Origin of the sequence: Mesorhizobium sp. M0047, assembly GCF_040323315.1 — a bacterium.
In the GTDB taxonomy this organism is placed as follows: Bacteria; Pseudomonadota; Alphaproteobacteria; order Rhizobiales; family Rhizobiaceae; genus Mesorhizobium.
The window spans coordinates 189,789-207,464 of the sequence record NZ_JAMYUW010000002.1; the positions used below are offsets into that span (position 1 = coordinate 189,789).

The window sequence follows — 17,676 nt, forward strand, 5'->3', positions numbered from 1 at the left end:
CCCGTCGCTATCGCAAACCGCCGCAAACATTCGGACGACATGCCTGCGGCCATTTCCGTTGGACAGCGCTCCGGCAAAGCGCTAATCGCATCAGCCATGCATGCGGGATCTCCTGACAACAAGCCTTTGGACAGGCAAGCGGCGATCGCTTCGGCGCTGAGGACGGTGGCGACGGAACAAGCTGGTGTCGCAGCCCTTGCCGAGGCCCTCGAGAACGGATTGGCCGGGCCTTTCTGCCAGGCCGTCGACATGATCGCCGGGGTTGAAGGCCGCCTCATCGTCACCGGCGTCGGCAAGAGCGGCCATATCGGTTCGAAGATCGCAGCGACGCTGGCCTCGACCGGCACGCCGGCTTTCTTTGTCCATTCCGCCGAAGCCAATCATGGCGATCTCGGCATGATCGCCAGGGACGACGCCATCATCGCCATGTCGTGGTCGGGCGAGAGCAAGGAATTGATGGGCATCGTCGCCTATTCCAGGCGCTTTTCCATTCCGCTTATCGCCATAACCGCCGGAGAGACATCAGCGCTGGCGCGGGCGGCGGATGTGGTGCTGCTTTTGCCGCGCGCGCCGGAGGCCTGCCCGCACGGCCTGGCACCGACGACGTCGACGCTGCTGCAACTGGTAATGGGTGACGCGCTGGCGATTGCTCTCCTTGAAGCACGTGGCTTCACGCCGGACCATTTCCGAACCTTTCACCCGGGCGGCCAGCTCGGCGTCAACCTGACACAGATCCGCGAGATCATGCATGTCGGCGACAGGCTGCCGCTGGTGGTCACGGGCACCGGCATGCAGGACGCTATCCTGGAACTGTCGCGCAAGGGATTTGGCTGCGTGGCGATCACCGACGCCGACGGTGCGCTTGTCGGCATCATCACCGATGGCGACATCCGCCGTCATATCGGCAGCAATCTGCTGGCGATGACGGTGGATCAGGTGATGACGAAAGGACCGAAGACGGCGGCGCCAGACACATTGGTGGCAACGGCGCTGCAGACGATCAACAATTCAGCCATCACCAGCCTGATGGTGGTGGAGGGCCGGAAACCAGTCGGCCTCATCCACCTGCACGATCTCTTGCGGATCGGCGCGGCCTGAACGTTCAGACGGGCTCCACTGTCAGTTCCAGATCGGCGTCGGCGGCACCCGTCACGCGCACTTGCGTACCGGCCGGCAGATCCGGACCGGAGACACGCCACAACGTGTCGCCCAGCTTGATGCGGCCACGTCCATCCCGGATCGGTTCGGCAAGTGTCGCCATACGGCCGACCATTTGCGCGCCGCGGCGGTTGAGCAGCGGCTGGTCGGTCGGGTCATTGCGACCGCCGACCAGCTTCTTGCCGATATAGGCCGAGACCAGCGACAGCGCCAGGAAGGCGAGGACCTGAACCTGCCAGGTCCAGAAACCGGTGTCCCAGATCAGTAGCGATACCGCGCCGATGATCAGGGCGGCGATGCCGATCCACAGCATGAAGATACCTGGCGCGATGATTTCCATCACCAGCAGGGCGAAGCCGAGAACCATCCAGTTCCACGGGCCAAGTTCGGAAATGATGCGGTCGATCATGGGTGTGTTTCTTCTTGTTTGAGTATGACGTTTTCCGAAAACCGATTTCCACTTTTCGGGTCATGCTCCTACGGTCTCAGTTGTCGCCTGGGCGCACGACTGGCGGGCGTGCGGCCAGCCTTTGCGCGCCGGACGTGCCTTCGCTGCGGAAGACTTCCTTGGCGATCTCGCCAATGCCACCGAGCGAGCCGATCAGCGACGACGCTTCGAACGGCATCAGTACGATCTTGCTGTTGGTGGCGGTTCCGATCTTACCCAATGCCTCGGTGTATTTCTGGGCAACGAAGTAATTCAGCGCCTGCACGTCGCCCTTGGATATTGCTTCCGATACCACTTGCGTGGCGCGAGCTTCCGCCTCAGCCGAACGTTCGCGGGCCTCGGCGTCGCGGAAGGCGGCTTCCTTGCGGCCTTCGGCTTCGAGGATCTGCGACTGTTTGAGGCCTTCGGCTGCGAGGATCTGCGCGCGCTTGTTACGTTCCGCCGTCATCTGCCGGCCCATCGATTCGATGAGGTTGGCCGGCGGGTTGATGTCCTTGATCTCGACGCGCGTGATCTTGATGCCCCATGGATGCGCTGCTTCGTCGACGACGCGCAGCAGCCGCTCGTTGATGGCGTCGCGGTTCGACAAAAGCTCGTCCAGATCCATCGAACCCATGACGGTGCGGATATTGGTCATTGTCAGGTTGAGGATGGCGTTCTGCAGACCCGCAACCTGGTAGGCGGCCTGAGCCGCATTGAGGATCTGGTAGAAGGCGATGCCATCGACACCGACGATAGCGTTGTCGCGGGTGATGATTTCCTGGCTTGGAACGTCAAGCACCTGCTCCATCATGTTCATCTTGGCGCCGACGCGGTCGACGAACGGGAAAATGAAATTGAGGCCCGGGCTCAGTGTCTTGGTGTAACGGCCAAAGCGCTCCACCGTATAATTGTAGCCTTGCGGGATCGTCCTTATGCCTTTGATCAGAAGCACCAATACCAGAAGGGCAAGTGCACCAACCGCAATATCGAAACCACTGAAATCCATTTGGCTCTCCCTCGGACCAAGGCCGCACAAGCCATTCTCGCGCAGCCGACTTCACCAAAGGCTTAAGTGTATTTCAGACGCGTTACAATCAGGTGATGATGCATTGTTTGTCGGGTTGCGACTTACGGTTGAAAGAAAACAGTCTTGCATCCGTGTCGTCCCGCCCATTGATCGATGCCGAGACAATCTCGGAGGCGATCTGCGAGAAGATGATGCCATTGCCGCTGTAGCCCATCACGGCATGGATGCGAGGGTGTCTGGGAATGGTGCCGATATAGGGCAGGCCGGTGGTCGTGGTGCCGAAAGAACCAGTCCAGGCGAATTCAGGCCTGGTGTCGAGATGCGGAAATATCCGGCCAAGTTTCTCGGCGATGCGTGCGCTCTTGCCGCCGATCAGCTCGTCGCGCCGCGCCTCGTCGACAAAATCCTCGTCCTCCCCGCCGCAGATAACCCGGCCGTCGGCCGTCGCGCGCATATAGAGGTAAGGGTCCGACGCCTCCCAGATGAAGGCTGCCTGCCGCCAGATATTTCGCGCTTGCGGTCGTGTCGCGATAGCCCAGGTCGAGCGGATCTGGTGGGTAGTCGCCGGCACGATGTCGACCAGTTCGTAGCCGGTGGCAAGCACGACATGTTGTGCGGTGATGGCCGGGCCGTCCCTGGTTGCGACCACTACCGCGTCGGCGCTGTCCATGATCGCCGTCGCTTCGGCGGGGGCGTAGAGACCTGCCTTGCGCTTGAGGGCCTTGAGCAGCAGCCAGGCCGTCAGCTTGCGCGGGTCGAGCGCTATGTTGCCATGGCTGAGGATGGCGCTGTTGCGATCGATGCCGAATTTTTCCGCCAGCCGCGCTGGTGTAAGATAGGCCGCGCCGATGCCGGCTTGGCGCCGCGCGTCGGCCTCGTCACGCAGTTGCGATGGGCTGAGCAAGGTGCCGGCCAGGTAGAGGGACGGCGTGCGGCTCATACCACAATTGATGCCGAGTTCGGCGATGCGGGCAGCAAGATTGGAAATGGCGAGCCGCGAGCGTCGCCAGGCCTGGTTCGCCGCGGCGCTGCCGATTATCTTTGAGAGCGTCGAAAGCGGCTGATCGAGCTCGAATTGCACGAGCGCAGTGGTCGCGGATGTCGAGCCTTTCAGCGGACCGCGCCGGTCGATGCAGATCACCGCATGGCCTTGCGCCGTCAGGGCCTCCGCCATCATGGCTCCGCTGATACCCATGCCGACGATCAGCACATCCGTCTTGACGTCCCGGGTCAGGCTGTCCGTCGGCACCGCAGGCGCGCGATAGGCGGACCAGACGGGCCGGCCGGTTCTCAGGTCGAGCTTGCGAGGCATCGAATTCTCCGGAGGGCGCGCCTTAACGCCCCGGAGCTTGTGTTGTTCCGGTTCAGATTTGCTTTAGACCCAGCCGGACAGTTCGCGCCGCACCATCGCTTCGACCACCGCCATGCCCTCGGCGCTGTCGTTGAGGCAAGGGATATGGGCGAAGTTCTTGCCGCCGGCATGATGGAAGCTCTCGGCCGCCTCGCGGCCGATCTCGTCCAGCGTCTCGATGCAGTCGACGGAAAAGCCGGGATTGACGATGGCGATCGATTTCACGCCGTCCTTGCCGAGTTTCTCTACCGTCTTGTCGGTATAGGGCTGCAGCCATTCCTGCGCGCCGAAGCGCGACTGGAAGGTGATAATCAGTTTCTTGTCATCCCAGCCGAGCCGCTCACGCAACAATCGCGTCGTCTTCTGGCAATGGCAATAATAGGGATCACCCTTCTCGAAATAGGGTTTAGGGATGCCATGATAGGAGGTGATGACCACCTCCGGGTCGAAATCAAGCGTCGCCAGATGCTGCTCGATCGAGCGCGCCAGCGCTTCGATGTAGACCGGTTCGTCATAGTAAGGGGGCACGCTGCGGATGGCCGGCGCGCGGCGCATCTTCATCAAGGCGCGAAACAGCTGATCGTTGGCGGTTGCCGTGGTCGTCGCCGAATATTGCGGGTAGAGCGGGAATGAAAGAATGCGGTCGCAGCCTTGGTCGACCAGACGCTGGGCAACGCTTTCGGTCGAAGGATTGCCATAGCGCATCGCCCAATCGACGACGACATCGGGCAGGTCGCGCAGCGCTTCGGCCAACTTCTCGCCCTGGGCTCGGGTATAGGTGCGCAGCGGCGACTCGTTCTTCTCCCGGTTCCAGATCCGGGCATAGTTGGCGCCCGAGGTCTTCGGCCGCCTGGTGAGCACCAGCCCATAGAGGATCGGATACCAGATCGCCCTGTTGAGCTCGATGACGCGTGGGTCCGACAGGAATTCTCGGAGATAGCGCCACATCGACTTGAAATCAGTGCCATCAGGCGTGCCCAGATTGACCAGCATGATGCCGATCTTGCCCGCCTTGACCGGCGGATGTCCTGCGGGCAACGGGCCAAGTGCCTTAGCGGCCTTGGGATCGACGGGGGTGGATAGCGTCATAGGGGGTCTCCGGGAGACGCGAACCTAACCATCTTGTGCGCTCTTTCAATGCAGCGTCTGGCCGCACCTTAGCCTGAAAACGAAAAGCCCGCCCCGGTTAACGGGGGCGCGGCGGTGTCCACGCGTCGAAGCTCGGTTATTTCGGCGGGATGGCCAGGGTCGCGCCGACCGGAAGCCGACGCGGCTGGTAGCCCTTGTTGGCGTTCGAAATGACTTTCCACTTGATGCCGTCGCCATAGGCCTTCACCGCCAGATCCCAGTAGGTGTCGCCGGCAACGATGACATGGCTGCTTTCGGCCGGTGCGGCCTCGGCGGGCTTCGCCGGTTCGATCGGTGCCGGTGCCGCAGGGGCAGGAGCAACTTGAGCCGGTTTTGCCGGTTCGGCCGGCGCTGGCGGCGAGGCTGGCGCCGTCTCACTCGATATGGCCGGCGGAGTGTTGGCGATATCGCCCGAGTTGGCCGGCAATTCAGGCATTGAAGGTGCGGCATCCGCAGGCTTGGCAGCTTCAGCCGGTGCGGGTGCCGGGGTCGCCGGAGCTGCTCCGGCCGGCTTGGCTGGTTCGGCCGCGGGTGCGGCCGCGATCTCGGTGATGCGGCCGTCGAGCTTCGGCGTGTAGGGTCGATGGGCGCCGAGATAGTCGGCAACCACCTGTTCGAGGCCTGGACCGTAATCGTAGGCGTTCTTCGCCTTGTCGGCGAAGACCTTGTAGCCGTCGCCGCCCTGGCGGACATAATTGTTGGTGGCGACTATGTAGTCCTTGTCCGGATTGAGCGGCGTCCAGGCGCCGCCTTCCATGACCTCCACCGATTTGACGCGGCCGGCATTGGGTGCGGCGGACTTGTCGAAGGCGTATTTCAGGCCGGCGACCTGCGGGAAGCGCCCGGCGCCGTCCTCGACTTGGCTGAGGCCGTTCTCAAGACCGGCCACCAGGTCCTTGCCGGAAATCTGGAAGGTTGCCAGCGTGTTCTGGAACGGCAGCACCGTCAGCACCTCGCCCATGGTCACAGTGCCCTTGTCGATCGATGCGCGCAGGCCGCCGCCATTGGAGATGACGATCTCGACGCCCTGTCCCTTGACGCGGTCCAGGATGGCGTCGGAGACGAGGTTGCCCATCGCGCACTCGCGCGTGCGGCAGCTCTCGCGGCTGCCGTCGATCACGTCGGTCGTCTCGGCCACTTCCTTGTTCTTCAGCGCCTCGATCGGCGCGCCAAGCTCCTTGATGCGGGCGAGCACGGCCGGATCGGGCGTGATCGACTTGTCAAGATAAATGGGGTCGCCGCTGGCCGATTTGACGACGCCATTGTCGTCGAACACCACCTTGAACTCGCCGAGATATTTCGAATAAGACGCCGCCTGCACGACCGGCACCTTGTAGCCGTCCGGGTTGTCAACCATCGTCGGGTAGGGGCCTTCAGCCTTGGGGTCGGTGTTCGACAGCAGCGAATGGCTGTGGCCGCCGACGACGACGTCGATGCCCGGGATTTTTGCAATGACATCGCGCTCGCGCTTGTAGCCGATATGGGTCACGGCGATGATCTTGTTGACGCCCTCGCCCTTCAGCTTCTCGACCTCGGCGGTGATCGACTTGACGTCATCCTCGATGGCGACGTTGGGACCGGGGGAGGCGAGTTCCGGCGTGTCGTTGGTGATCGCGCCGATGATGCCGATCTTCTGGCCTCCGACCTCGACGACGATCGACGGCTTGACCCGGTCGCCGAGCTTGGATTGCGCATTGGCCTTCACATTGGCACCCAGCACCGGAAATTCGATCATGTCGAGGAACGGCGCCAAGGCCATTTCGCCGTCGTCGAATTCATGGTTGCCGAGTGCCATGGCGTCGAACTTCATCTGGTTGAGGAACTCGCCTTCGACCTTGCCCTTGTAGGTCGTGTAGAACAGCGAGCCCTGGAAATTGTCGCCGGCGCTGAGCAGCAGCACGTTCTGGCCAGCCAGCTTCTTTCGCTCCTGGGCGATCGCGGTGATCAGCCGGCCCGCGCCGCCGATGCACTCGCCCTTGGTCTCCTCGTCGGCCGAGCAGGTCGACTCGTATTTGTTGTTGCCTTCAATGCGGCTGTGCCAGTCGTTGATGTGCAAGATGTTCAAAGTGTAGTCGGCAAAGGATGCGCCGGCCGACAGGCCGAGTGCTGAGGCGGACAGGGCGGCAACGGCAGCAAGCTTCTTCATCTTCGTCTCCCGGAAAGCTGATCAGAGGCCTTTAACGCTCTTGCTTGACTGGAACATAACAGTCGGCGCTTTGACCATGTTCCCATCGCGTTCCGGACGAGGCAAGTGGAAATCCCGATGAGGTATTGTCGGGACAAAACTTGCGCAATACGCAGTCGCAAGCAAAGGACGGCGGCCGTTGACCGCCGTCCTTGCTTGAAGTCTGATCTGCGTTGGCTTAGCTGCGGCGCGTAAACACGAAGTTCTTGCCAGCAGCATCCGTACAGTTGAGCTGGTTGATAGACACCATCAGGCAGTTGGTGCTGATCGGCGTATGGCGGATCAACGAGGTGCCGCTGATCTGGAGCGAGGTGGCGCCGGTCATGGTGTAGCTGCCCTCAGCAAAGGGCTCCCCGGTTTCGGCGGAAACCGTCTTGTACATTCCGCCGCTGAATGTCGAAACTGCCTTGCCCGTACCATCGACCCAGGCGCCCTCGACGCCTTTCGGCGCGGCTGCCATCGGCGGCGCCTCGGGACCGCCAGTCGTACAGGCGGCGAGCACCGTCACAAGGGCGGCCGCCACGCCCGTCGAAAGCATTTTGCGCGCGATTGTCATCTCAAAAATCCTCTCCTCAGTCCGCATCCCTTCAATCGCCCGATTTCCGGGCGATTGCAAGGCAGCGCGGTATGCCCTGCGGGGCGCTATCGGACTAGGATGTTGCGGAACTGCCACGGGTCGTTCCGGTCAAGATCTTCCGGGAACAGGCCGGGGCGGTTATCGAGCGGCGTCCAGTCCGTGTAGTGGCCCTCGACCGGCCCGAGATACTGCGACTGCACTTCCAGGCAGCGCTTGTAGTCCATCTCGTCGGCCTCGACGATGCCGGCCTCCGGGTTTTCCAATGCCCATACCATGCCGGCGAGAACCGCCGAGGTGACCTGCATGCCGGTGGCGTTCTGATAGGGTGCCAGCTTGCGCGCCTCTGCGAGCGAGAGATGCGAGCCGTACCAGTAGGCATTCTTGTCGTGGCCGTAGAGCAGCACGCCGAGCTCGTCGACGCCGTCGACCAGTTCGTTCTCGTCGAGCACGTGGTGCACAGGCTGGGCCTTGCCGGCGGCGCCGAACATCTCGTGTAGCGACAGCACCGCATCATTGCAGGGATGGTAGGCATAGTGGCAGGTCGGCCGGTAGTGCACCTTGCCCTTCTTGCCGCGTACGGTGAAGAAATCGGCGATCGAGATCGCCTCGTTGTGGGTGACCAGGAAACCGTACTGCGCGCCGGGCGTCGGGCACCATGAGCGCACGCGCGTGTTGGCACCGGGCTGCTCCAGGTAAATCGCGGCCTTGGAGCCATGCTTGTGCTTCTTGGCGTTCTTCGGCATCCACTTCTCATGCGTGCCCCAGCCGAGCTCGGCAGGCTGCAGGCCTTCGGAGATGAAGCCCTCGACCGACCAGGTGTTCCAAAACACATTCCTCGGCTTTGGCTTCTTGGCGCGCTGGGTGTCGCGCTCGGCGATGTGGATGCCCTTGACGCCAGCCTTCTTCATCAGCTTGGCCCAGCCCTCGCGATCGTCCTGCGCAGGCTCTGAAAACGCGAGGCCAAGATCGGTGGCGAGATTGACCAGCGCCTGCTTGACGAACCACGAGACCATGCCGGGGTTGGCGCCGCAGGTGGAGATCGCCGTCGCGCCGCCGGGCTTGTCGTGCTTCTCCTGGATCATCGCCTCGCGGAGCGCATAGTTGGTGCGGCTGGCGTTGTCGGCCTCGGCATCGAAATAGAAACCGAGCCATGGCTCGACGACGGTGTCGATGTAGAGCACGCCGAGCTTGCGGCAGAGCCGCATCAGGTCCACCGAGCCGGTATCGACCGACAGGTTGACGCAAAAACCCTGGCCACCGCCATTGGTCAGAAGCGGCGTCAAGAGCTCCTTGTAGTTCTTCTTGGTCACCGCTTCCTGGATGAAGGCGATGCCGCGATCGTCGAGCAGCTTGCGGTCGGTGTCGCGCGGGTCGACGACCGTCATGCGCGACTTGTCGAACTGGAAATGGCGCTCGATCATCGGCAGCGTTCCCCGGCCGATCGAACCAAAGCCGATCATCACGACAGGGCCGGTGATTTCACCGTAAACGGGCCAGTTTTCGGTCGCCATTTTATCGAACACTCCTTCAAAGCCCAGGAAACTGGGAACACGCACACAAAACCGGGCATCTTTGCCCGGCGGCCATGCGCTACATCACAGATCATTGTCACAAACCAGCGAAAAGCGCCAACCAGCGGCTAGCCGTCATTGGCCATGTGGTTAAGGACTGAGATCAGCCGGTCGCGGTCTGCGGTCAGGCCCTTGTAGTCGAGCTGGGCGAGATCGAGCGCCTCGAGTTGCGCGGCGAAAGATACAGCCAGCGCTGCCCGATCCGCGTGCCGCGCGAGGACGGCGAGCGGGTCGAGATGGATGCGGATGGTGAACAGGACATCGCGTGCGACAGGCAGTCTTCGCAATGTCTGACGCTCGACGCGGATGAAGGCATGGGCGTCGATATCGCCGTCGGGAAAGCGCGACGGCCGGTTGGTGGCGCGGTCGATGCGCTGCAGGTCGGAAAGCGGATGGTAGAGCGCGTCGCCCGACTGGATCGACCAGTTGTAGCGCTCGACGGCCTGCCCCTGCAGACCGTCGAACATGCGGTTGATCAGCTCGGCCGGACGTGTGCCCGGGCCGAAACCCGGCACCGGGGCGTGGATGTCCTGCAGCGGCTTGCCGAACTTCTCTAGAAGCGACCAAGAAGAGGGAAAGCACAGCGAACCGGCTACAAGCCGCCAGCCGCTGTCGCTGCGGCGCATCAGGATCAGGTCTTCCTGGACCAGCAGCGAAGCCCTGACCAGCGGCGCATCGCCGAGACCGGAAGGAATGGAAGGATGGTTCGCGGCATCAACGGCCTCGATGCCCGCATCGGTGCGGTGATAGATGCCGGGAAATCTCCCGGGCAGATACGCGCGCAGCAATTGGAGCACTTCCTGCTGGGCGTCCCGCGTGCCGTCCTCCTCGACAAAGACGCGCTCGGGGATTTCCGCGTAGAGCCGGCGCTTCTCGGCGAGATAAGGCAGCAGATGATCGTCGACCTCGATCCAGTTCGCCGGATCGAGCGGCTTCAGCCCGATGCTGAAGAGTTTCGACGAACCGTCATAAGGCGTGTGGGCGGGCAGCACCTCGGCCAAGCTCATGCTTCCTTGAAATGATCGAGGCCGGCGGCGGTCATCCTCGCCAGGAATTCGGTGACATCATAATCGGCCGCGCCTGCCTTGGCGAAAGGGTCGGCGGCCAGCTCGGCGTCGAGCACCTCGCGCGGGCACCGTGCGATGATGATGCCGCCGGTCCTCGGCTTCTTCGGCCCGGAGGCAACGAAGATGCCGTCCGCATAGCAGGCCTTCAGCCATTCCACGTGCGCCGACTGCAAGCGATCGATTTCGATCAGCGGCACCTTGTAGTTCAGCGAGACGACAAACATTGTTTGGGCTTCTCTCAGGTAAGCTTGGCCGGAATCAGTCCGCGTAGCGAATTGCCGACGAACAGCGCCCTGGCTGATTTCAAATCGTCCAAGCTGTAGATCGCTTCTCGGGCGCGGCCTTCGTCCAGAAGCTCCGCGCGCAATACGCCAGGCAGCAGGCCGCAGTCGAGCCGGGGCGTCGCCAGCATGCCGTCCCCAAGATCGACAAAGACGTTGGTGATGGTGCCTTCACAGATTTCGCCGCGCTCGTTAGCCAGGATCACCTCGTCGGCCTGGGTGATAAGATATTCAGCGCGGGCATGGGTGTAGAGCTGCCGCCGGCTGGTCTTGTGGCGCAGCAGCGTATCGTGCGAATCGAGCCTCGTTCGCGCCAGCCGGAGCGTCCAGACCTTGTCGGCGGCGAGCGGTTCGTAGGGTTGTGCCGAGGTGGTCACCTCGCCGTCGCGCGACAGGACGAGGCGGGTGCGCAGGGCAACGACGGACCCACTGACAGCGCTGCTCAATGCCTCGCCGACCTTGCCCGGATCATAGCGGAAACCGAGCTCCACCGCCGAACTGTAAAGGCGGGCGAGATGGCGCTCCAAGCGCAGGAAGCCCGAGCCGGGTTCCCAGCGCATGGTCTCGATCAGGTGGAAATCGGCGGTGTTCCCGTCGCGAAGCGCGCTTTCAGCAGACACTCCTGATACTCCTCCTGCGCCGTCGAATCGAAGACGACACCGCCACCGACATTGTAGACGGCCTCGCCGCCGGAAAAGAGTGAGATGGTGCGGATCGCCACGGAAAAGCGCATCGCGCCGCCGGGCGCGATCCAGCCGATGGCGCCGCAATACACATCGCGCGGTGTTCCCTCCAGATCGCGCAGGATTTCCATGGCGCGGATCTTTGGCGCGCCGGTGATCGAGCCGCAAGGAAACAGCGCCGCGAAGATCTGACGGATGGAAAGACCCGGCAGCAGTTTGGCCCTGACGTCGCTCACCATCTGGTGGACCGTCGGATAGGTTTCGATGCGGAACAGCGTCGGGACGTCGAGCGTGCCGACCTCGCTGATCAGCGAGATATCGTTGCGCAGAAGATCGACGATCATGCGGTTTTCGGCCTGGTTCTTCTCGTCGTTGCGAAGGAAGATCTTCTGCCGTTCGTCCTCGGCCTTGGTCTCGCCGCGGGGCGCCGTGCCCTTCATCGGATGCGTCTCGATCATGCCCCCGGCGTCGATTTCGAAAAAGAGTTCCGGCGAGCGCGACAGCACGATGGGTTCACCGAGCGCGACGAGCGCACCATACTTTACCGGCTGGCGTTCGGTCAGCGCATCGAAGGCGGCCAGCGGGTCGCCCGACCACTGCGCATGCACCGGAAAGGTCAAATTGCCCTGATAGCAATCGCCCTGCCTGATGTGCTGGTGCAGCCGCGAGAACCGCTTCTCGTAATCCTTAGGCGACCACGTCGCGCGGGCGTCAAAGATCGGGCCATTGGTCGCCACGGTATTGCGCGGCGGCACCGCCTCTTCAACTGGCGCATCGAAAACACCAAGGCACACGAGTGGAGCGCGGCGGCCGTCAGGCAGCAAGGGAACGAGCTTCGGCTCGAGCAGATACCCCGCCTCGTAGGAGAAATAGCCGGCAAGCCATTTGCCAGCGTCGTGCGCGGCTTGCGCAGCTACCAGCGCCGGCAGGAAATCGTTTGCCTCATGCGCCACGATGACGTCGGCCGGCCGGTCGAAAACGAGCTGGCGCGCGCTTTCGTCGTTGCGGAAAATTGCGGCGGGCAGGGACATGGGACTCGGATGCTGCGGTCAATGAAGCCGTCGATCGCTCTATATGGGGGGCCGCTCGCGCGCAATCGAGGGAACGGCACGCTGCCACTCAAAGCCGACCTTGGGCCGACCTTTGAGCCGACCATCGGGTCGACTCCGGGCCAACCCAGAGGCCAAAAAAGCAAACGGCGGCGCCTTATTGGCGCCGCCGTTTGCAATCTTCAGCTATTGCCTGACAATCAGGTGTTGCTGGCGGTTCCAGCAGTTGGAAACTGCTTGGCGAATTCCTTCTCGTTGCCGGCCGCGAGCAGCTTCGCCTGCTCGATCCAGCGCTCGCGTGCGATGCGGCCGTCGAAATTCATCACGTCCTCGATCCGCTTGATATCGGCGGCTGTCCAGCCGGCGATCTGGGCGAAGCTGGTGATGCCTTGCGCCTTGAGCAGCTTCTCGTTGACCGGCCCAATGCCGATCAGCCGGCGCAGGTTGTCGGGTTTGCCAGATGCTGGCTTGGCCGGTGCCGGTGCGGCTTTCCTGGCTGGGGCTGCCTTTGGTGCGGTCGAACTCCTGGCTGCCGAGGTCGCCGCTGCCGGCTTGCTCGCCGCGGGCTTGACCGCAGGTTTCGACGCTGCCGCCTTTGGCGCCGCCGATTTCGCAGCCACTGCCTTTGCAGGGGCTGCCTTTGCGGCCACAGGCTTGGCAGGCGCCGGCTTTGTGGGCGCGGATTTGGCCGTCGAAGGGGGCGACATCAGGGCCGAGGGGGCGGCGTTTGTCGTGGCACTTGCAGCGGGCGTCGCCTGCGCGTCACGCAGCCGGCGCTCAAGGTCGGCGCGAGTCTTGCCGCATGCATCGAGTTCACCGGTCAGTCGGTCGCTGTCGGCGCGCAGCCTGTCGCGCTCGCTGCGTGTGCGGTCGATGTCGCCACGCAAGCTCTCCAACTCACCGCGGAGGCGGCCCCACAGGAACCAGCCCACAAGCACGCCAACCAGGAATGCCAGGAGCATGTAGAAAAAAGTGCCCATTGTCTCTCTCCAGTCAGATCCGTCTGCCGTGGGTCATGACCTTCGGCGAAGGACTACTCGATGGTGGTTCCGCGGTTCGCAGAACAGCCGGCTTCGGTTCGAGCTGTCAGCAATCGGCCTTGCTTGCCATGGCCAACGGCCATCGTCGCGTTCGCCTGAGCGCTACGGCCGGCTGAGATCTTTCCTCGCCGATCCGCATGCGCTCCGGCTGAGCTTGGAGCGAAGGCTATCATAGAGCTTATGGAAAGCTATCTGAAAACTTCGATGGAGAGTACTTCAAGAACAGATATTTGGAGCAAGAATACAGCGATACCAACATGCATTCGATCTAAATTGTTGGCGACGCCTGAGGGCCGCATTTCAAGTGTCGAGCACTTCCAGCTCGTCGATCAGGCCGCTGATGACGCCAAGCCCGATCTGCCAGAAGGCGGGGTCGGTGGCGTCAAGGCCGAAGGGTGCCAGAAGCTCCGAATGATGCTTGGTGCCGCCGGCGCGGAGCATTTCGAAATACTTGTCCTGAAAGCCGCGCTCGGCGTTCTGATAGACGGCATAGAGCGAGTTCACCAGGCAATCGCCGAAGGCGTAGGCATAGACATAGAAGGGCGAATGGATGAAGTGCGGGATGTAGGTCCAGAACACCTCGTAGCCTTCGCGCAGCTTGATCGCCGGACCCAGGCTTTCGGCCTGCACTTCGAGCCAGAACTGGCCGAGCCTGTCGGAGGTCAGCTCGCCGTTCTTGCGTTCGGCGTGCACCTTGCGCTCGAATTCGTAGAAGGCGATCTGGCGCACGACCGTGTTGATCATGTCCTCGACCTTCTGGGCGAGCATGGCCTTGCGCTCGCGCCTGTCGGTGGTCTGGTCGAGCAGGGAGCGGAAGGTCAGCATCTCGCCGAAGACGGATGCCGTCTCGGCCAGCGTCAGCGGTGTCGAGGCCATCAGCGCGCCCTGGCCGCTGGCCAACACCTGATGCACGCCATGGCCAAGTTCATGCGCCAGCGTCATCACATCGCGCGGCTTGCCCATGTAGTTGAGCAGCACGTAGGGATGCGCCGACGGCACGGTCGGATGCGCGAAGGCGCCGGGCGACTTACCCGGACGCACCGGCGCGTCGATCCAGTTGCGGTCGAAGAAGGTTCGCGCGATCTCCGCCATGTCGGGCGAAAAGCGCTGATAGGCGGACAGCACGGTGTTCCTGGCCTCGTCCCAGCCGATGATCGCCTGAGGCGTGTCCGGCAACGGCGCGTTGCGGTCCCAATGGTTCATCGCTTCCATGCCCAGCCAGCGCGCCTTCATCGCATAATAGCGGTGCGACAGGCGTGGATAGGCATCGCGCACAGCGGACGCCAGGGCATCCACCACGCTGCGCTCGACGCGGTTTGCGAGATGGCGTGAGTCGGCAATGTCCTCGAAGCCGCGCCAACGGTCCGATATTTCCTTGTCCTTGGCCAGCGTGTTGGTAATCAGCGTGAAGGTGCGCAAATTCTTGCGGAAGGTCTTGGCCAGCGCCTCGGACGCCCGGCGACGCACCTCGCCATCGGCGTCCTGGAGCCGGTTCAGCGCCGGCTCCAGCGTCAGTTCCTCGCCGTCGATGTCGAAGCGAAGATCGGTCATCGTCTCGTCGAACAGTCGGTTCCAGGCACCGCGTCCGGTGATAGATTTTTCGTGGAAGAGCTGCTCGACACGGTCCTCGAGTTGGTAGGGCTTGTCTTTGCGCAGATCGAGCACCCAAGGCCGGTAGTGGCCGAATGCCGGATCGCCGGTGAGCGCGCCTTCGATGGCGGCATCGTCGATCAGGTTGAGTTCGAGCGCGAAGAACAGAAGGTGCGCGCTGGCGTCGGTCATCTTCTCCTGGATGTCGCCATAGAGCTTGGCGCGCTGCGGGTCGGCAGTGTTGCCGGCATAGACCAACCCCGCATAGGAGACGATGCGGCCGATCAGTTCCTCCAGTGCCTCGTAGGCGACAAGCGCCTCGCCCAGCCTGCCTGCGCCCCCGCGCTCTGCCTCGGCGGCCAGCGTGCCCTTCCAGCGGCTCTCGAAGCTGATCGCATCGGTGGCGGCCTTGGCGATGTCGCGCTTCAGTTCCGGCGCGTCCATGCCGGCATAGAGGTCGGCAAGATTCCATTCCGGCAGGTCGCCAAGCTCGGCCGCGCCCTGACCGGACGCTGGTGCCGCAAGCTGCCGAGCAGAAACCATGTGCCCAGAGACCATGTGCATTGCCGACACCTTCCGTGGCCAAGATTCAGGGGGAAACGAGAAGCCGGTCAAATCCTAAGGAATTCATTCACCGGGTTTTTTGAAACCTTATTTAGAACCCTGTGCCAAGATGGTCCACAGGGCAGAATTCCTCGGGCGGGCAGTCATACCAGTCATGACAGGTTCCATACTCATAGTCGATGACGATCCCGTGCAGCGCCGGCTGCTCGAAGCGGCGGTGACACGGTTCGGTTACACGGCCATCGTCGTCGATGGCGGCGCGGCTGCTCTCGATGTCCTCGACGGGCCCAGCGCCCGCGAGGTTTCGGTGGTCATCCTCGATCTGGTCATGCCCGGTCTCGACGGCATCGGCGTGCTGAAGGCGATGCGCGAGCGCGACATAAATGTCCCGACGATCGTGCAGACCGCCCAGGGCGGCATCGAGACCGTGGTCTCGGCGATGCGCCACGGCGCCTTCGATTTCGTCGTCAAGCCGGCGTCTCCGGACAGACTGCAGGCGTCGATCGGCAATGCGCTCAAGGTCGAGGCCGTCGAGGGCGAGGTCAAGCGCACGTCGCGCCGGCGCAGCGGCCTTCTGACCTTCAAGGACATGATCACGCACAGCCCGGCCATGGACAGGGTGATCCGCCTTGGCCAGAAGGCGGCGGTATCCAACATTCCGATCCTGATCGAGGGCGAGTCCGGCGTCGGCAAGGAGCTGGTGGCGCGCGCCATCCAGGGCAGCGGCGACCGCCGCTCGAAACCCTTCGTCACCGTCAATTGCGGCGCCATTCCCGACAATCTGGTCGAATCGATCCTGTTCGGCCACGAGAAGGGCTCGTTCACCGGCGCGACCGACAAGCACACCGGAAAATTCGTCGAAGCGCATTCAGGCACGCTGTTTCTCGACGAGATCGGCGACCTGCCGCTCGACGTTCAGGTCAAGCTGTTGCGCGCCGTGCAGGACGGCGAGGTCGACCCGGTCGGCGGACGCTCGACCGTCAGGGTCGACATCAGGCTGATTTCGGCAACGCACCGCAACCTCCTGCAGCAGGTTAAGGACGGCAAGTTCCGCGAGGATCTGTTCTATCGGCTGAACGTATACCCGATCTTCGTGCCGCCGCTGCGCGACCGCCGAGACGACATCCCCTACCTGGTCACCCATTTCATGGACAAGGTGGCGCCGGCCGATCCGCGTCATCGCCTGCACGGCATTTCGGCCGCGGCGCTCGCCGTGCTGCAGGCCTATGACTGGCCCGGAAACATCCGGCAGCTCGAAAATGCCGTCTTCCGGGCTTCGGTGCTCTGCGAAGGCGATTTGCTGACCACGGAGGACTTCCCGCAGATCCGGGCGCAGGTGGAAGGCACCGTCAACCTCGACACCGACGGCGATGCGCTGTCGCCGTCCTTGCCTCCGGAGGGGGACGAAGAAGAAGCCTTGCCCGGCGAGGTTAGCCCAGCAACCGAGTCCGATCCGCCGGCCAGGTTGCCGTCCCGCTTCGGCACGTTGCGGGCGCTCGACGATCGCGGCAATGTACGCGCTCTGGCCGATGTCGAATTCGAGATGATCAAGCTCGCCATCGATCACTACAACGGCCAGATGAGCGAAGTCGCCCGCCGACTCGGCATCGGCCGCTCGACGCTCTATCGCAAGCTCAAGGAATACGGCATCGACCCCGAGACCGGCCGGGTCGACCGGCTCGCTTCCTGAGGCGCAAGCTCGGCACCAGTCTGCAATGCCACAACAGGCCGTATACCGGCCGTTGGCGGATTGTGGCGGGCCCATGGACAGCGCTGTTCACGCATTAAGGCTAACGGTAACAGATCGTGTTCCACGCAAAGGCGGAAACATGATCTAAACCAGTGGTTTACCAAGAAACCCCGTGTACAATTTTGGGCGGGATATCGCCACGGTGTTACCGCATTTCGACTTCAATAAGCGATGATTAACCATTAGGATCGATATTCGGATGTGATCACGACACATCCGTTTGGA

General features: G+C 62.8%; 15 protein-coding genes. 2 read left to right on the forward strand and 13 right to left on the reverse strand.

Annotation, left to right across the window (positions count from 1 at the left end; all coding sequences use genetic code 11):
• The first annotated feature begins 96 nt into the window (after positions 1-96).
• A complete protein-coding gene (locus NKJ89_RS02675) occupies positions 97-1,098 on the forward strand; it encodes a KpsF/GutQ family sugar-phosphate isomerase (protein WP_352599831.1) in 1,002 nt (333 codons plus the stop codon).
• Positions 1,099-1,102: 4 nt separating this feature from the next.
• On the opposite strand, the gene NKJ89_RS02680 is transcribed toward NKJ89_RS02675, so the two are convergent.
• The 13 genes from NKJ89_RS02680 to NKJ89_RS02740 form a co-directional block, all read right to left on the reverse strand.
• Entirely contained in the window at positions 1,103-1,567 is a 465-nt protein-coding gene (locus tag NKJ89_RS02680) for an NfeD family protein (protein ID WP_352599637.1), read from the reverse strand.
• 76 nt (positions 1,568-1,643) lie between these two features.
• Positions 1,644-2,594 (reverse strand): SPFH domain-containing protein, encoded by a 951-nt coding sequence (locus tag NKJ89_RS02685; protein WP_352599639.1) that lies wholly within the window; start codon positions 2,592-2,594, stop codon positions 1,644-1,646.
• A gap of 88 nt (positions 2,595-2,682) precedes the next feature.
• Entirely contained in the window at positions 2,683-3,927 is a 1,245-nt protein-coding gene (locus NKJ89_RS02690) for an NAD(P)/FAD-dependent oxidoreductase (RefSeq protein WP_352599641.1), read from the reverse strand.
• Between the two features lie 63 nt (positions 3,928-3,990).
• Positions 3,991-5,055 carry a ferrochelatase gene (gene hemH, locus NKJ89_RS02695; protein ID WP_352599643.1) on the reverse strand — a complete coding sequence of 355 codons (1,065 nt, stop codon included), beginning with the start codon at positions 5,053-5,055 and terminating at the stop codon, positions 3,991-3,993.
• 136 nt (positions 5,056-5,191) lie between these two features.
• Entirely contained in the window at positions 5,192-7,240 is a 2,049-nt protein-coding gene (locus tag NKJ89_RS02700) for a 5'-nucleotidase C-terminal domain-containing protein (RefSeq protein ID WP_352599645.1), read from the reverse strand.
• A 217-nt stretch (positions 7,241-7,457) separates the two neighbouring features.
• The gene (locus NKJ89_RS02705) at positions 7,458-7,835 is read right to left on the reverse strand and encodes an Omp10 family outer membrane lipoprotein (protein ID WP_352599647.1); all 378 of its coding nucleotides are present in this window, start codon (positions 7,833-7,835) and stop codon (positions 7,458-7,460) included.
• An 86-nt stretch (positions 7,836-7,921) separates the two neighbouring features.
• Positions 7,922-9,367 carry a homospermidine synthase gene (locus tag NKJ89_RS02710; RefSeq protein ID WP_352599649.1) on the reverse strand — a complete coding sequence of 482 codons (1,446 nt, stop codon included), beginning with the start codon at positions 9,365-9,367 and terminating at the stop codon, positions 7,922-7,924.
• Positions 9,368-9,495: 128 nt separating this feature from the next.
• Positions 9,496-10,434 carry a heme-dependent oxidative N-demethylase family protein gene (locus tag NKJ89_RS02715; protein WP_352599651.1) on the reverse strand — a complete coding sequence of 313 codons (939 nt, stop codon included), beginning with the start codon at positions 10,432-10,434 and terminating at the stop codon, positions 9,496-9,498.
• A complete protein-coding gene (locus tag NKJ89_RS02720) occupies positions 10,431-10,718 on the reverse strand; it encodes a YciI family protein (protein ID WP_352599653.1) in 288 nt (95 codons plus the stop codon). Before NKJ89_RS02720 ends, NKJ89_RS02715 begins: the two co-directional genes overlap by 4 nt.
• Before the next feature lie 14 nt (positions 10,719-10,732).
• Positions 10,733-11,395, reverse strand: a complete 663-nt coding sequence (locus tag NKJ89_RS02725; protein WP_352599655.1) for an aminotransferase class IV family protein — start codon at positions 11,393-11,395, stop codon at positions 10,733-10,735.
• A complete protein-coding gene (locus NKJ89_RS02730) occupies positions 11,344-12,489 on the reverse strand; it encodes an aminodeoxychorismate synthase component I (RefSeq protein WP_352599657.1) in 1,146 nt (381 codons plus the stop codon). The genes NKJ89_RS02725 and NKJ89_RS02730 overlap by 52 nt, the downstream gene beginning before the upstream one ends.
• A 218-nt stretch (positions 12,490-12,707) precedes the next feature.
• Positions 12,708-13,487, reverse strand: a complete 780-nt coding sequence (locus NKJ89_RS02735; RefSeq protein ID WP_352599659.1) for a helix-hairpin-helix domain-containing protein — start codon at positions 13,485-13,487, stop codon at positions 12,708-12,710.
• A 360-nt stretch (positions 13,488-13,847) separates the two neighbouring features.
• A complete protein-coding gene (locus NKJ89_RS02740; RefSeq protein ID WP_502904075.1) occupies positions 13,848-15,680 on the reverse strand; it encodes a M3 family oligoendopeptidase in 1,833 nt (610 codons plus the stop codon).
• Positions 15,681-15,855: 175 nt separating this feature from the next.
• Here NKJ89_RS02740 and NKJ89_RS02745 point away from each other — a divergent pair, with 175 nt between their 5' ends.
• The gene (locus tag NKJ89_RS02745; protein ID WP_352599661.1) at positions 15,856-17,391 is read left to right on the forward strand and encodes a sigma-54-dependent transcriptional regulator; all 1,536 of its coding nucleotides are present in this window, start codon (positions 15,856-15,858) and stop codon (positions 17,389-17,391) included.
• Positions 17,392-17,676: the final 285 nt, after the last annotated feature.

Coding starts and splice junctions, on each gene's coding strand:
- NKJ89_RS02675 (WP_352599831.1), top strand. CDS start 97: ATGCATGCGGGATCTCCTGACAACAAGCCTTTGGACAGGCAAGCGGCG.
- NKJ89_RS02680 (WP_352599637.1), bottom strand. CDS start 1,567: ATGATCGACCGCATCATTTCCGAACTTGGCCCGTGGAACTGGATGGTT.
- NKJ89_RS02685 (WP_352599639.1), bottom strand. CDS start 2,594: ATGGATTTCAGTGGTTTCGATATTGCGGTTGGTGCACTTGCCCTTCTG.
- NKJ89_RS02690 (WP_352599641.1), bottom strand. CDS start 3,927: ATGCCTCGCAAGCTCGACCTGAGAACCGGCCGGCCCGTCTGGTCCGCC.
- hemH (WP_352599643.1), bottom strand. CDS start 5,055: ATGACGCTATCCACCCCCGTCGATCCCAAGGCCGCTAAGGCACTTGGC.
- NKJ89_RS02700 (WP_352599645.1), bottom strand. CDS start 7,240: ATGAAGAAGCTTGCTGCCGTTGCCGCCCTGTCCGCCTCAGCACTCGGC.
- NKJ89_RS02705 (WP_352599647.1), bottom strand. CDS start 7,835: ATGACAATCGCGCGCAAAATGCTTTCGACGGGCGTGGCGGCCGCCCTT.
- NKJ89_RS02710 (WP_352599649.1), bottom strand. CDS start 9,367: ATGGCGACCGAAAACTGGCCCGTTTACGGTGAAATCACCGGCCCTGTC.
- NKJ89_RS02715 (WP_352599651.1), bottom strand. CDS start 10,434: ATGAGCTTGGCCGAGGTGCTGCCCGCCCACACGCCTTATGACGGTTCG.
- NKJ89_RS02720 (WP_352599653.1), bottom strand. CDS start 10,718: ATGTTTGTCGTCTCGCTGAACTACAAGGTGCCGCTGATCGAAATCGAT.
- NKJ89_RS02730 (WP_352599657.1), bottom strand. CDS start 12,489: ATGTCCCTGCCCGCCGCAATTTTCCGCAACGACGAAAGCGCGCGCCAG.
- NKJ89_RS02735 (WP_352599659.1), bottom strand. CDS start 13,487: ATGGGCACTTTTTTCTACATGCTCCTGGCATTCCTGGTTGGCGTGCTT.
- NKJ89_RS02740 (WP_502904075.1), bottom strand. CDS start 15,680: ATGGTTTCTGCTCGGCAGCTTGCGGCACCAGCGTCCGGTCAGGGCGCG.
- NKJ89_RS02745 (WP_352599661.1), top strand. CDS start 15,856: ATGACAGGTTCCATACTCATAGTCGATGACGATCCCGTGCAGCGCCGG.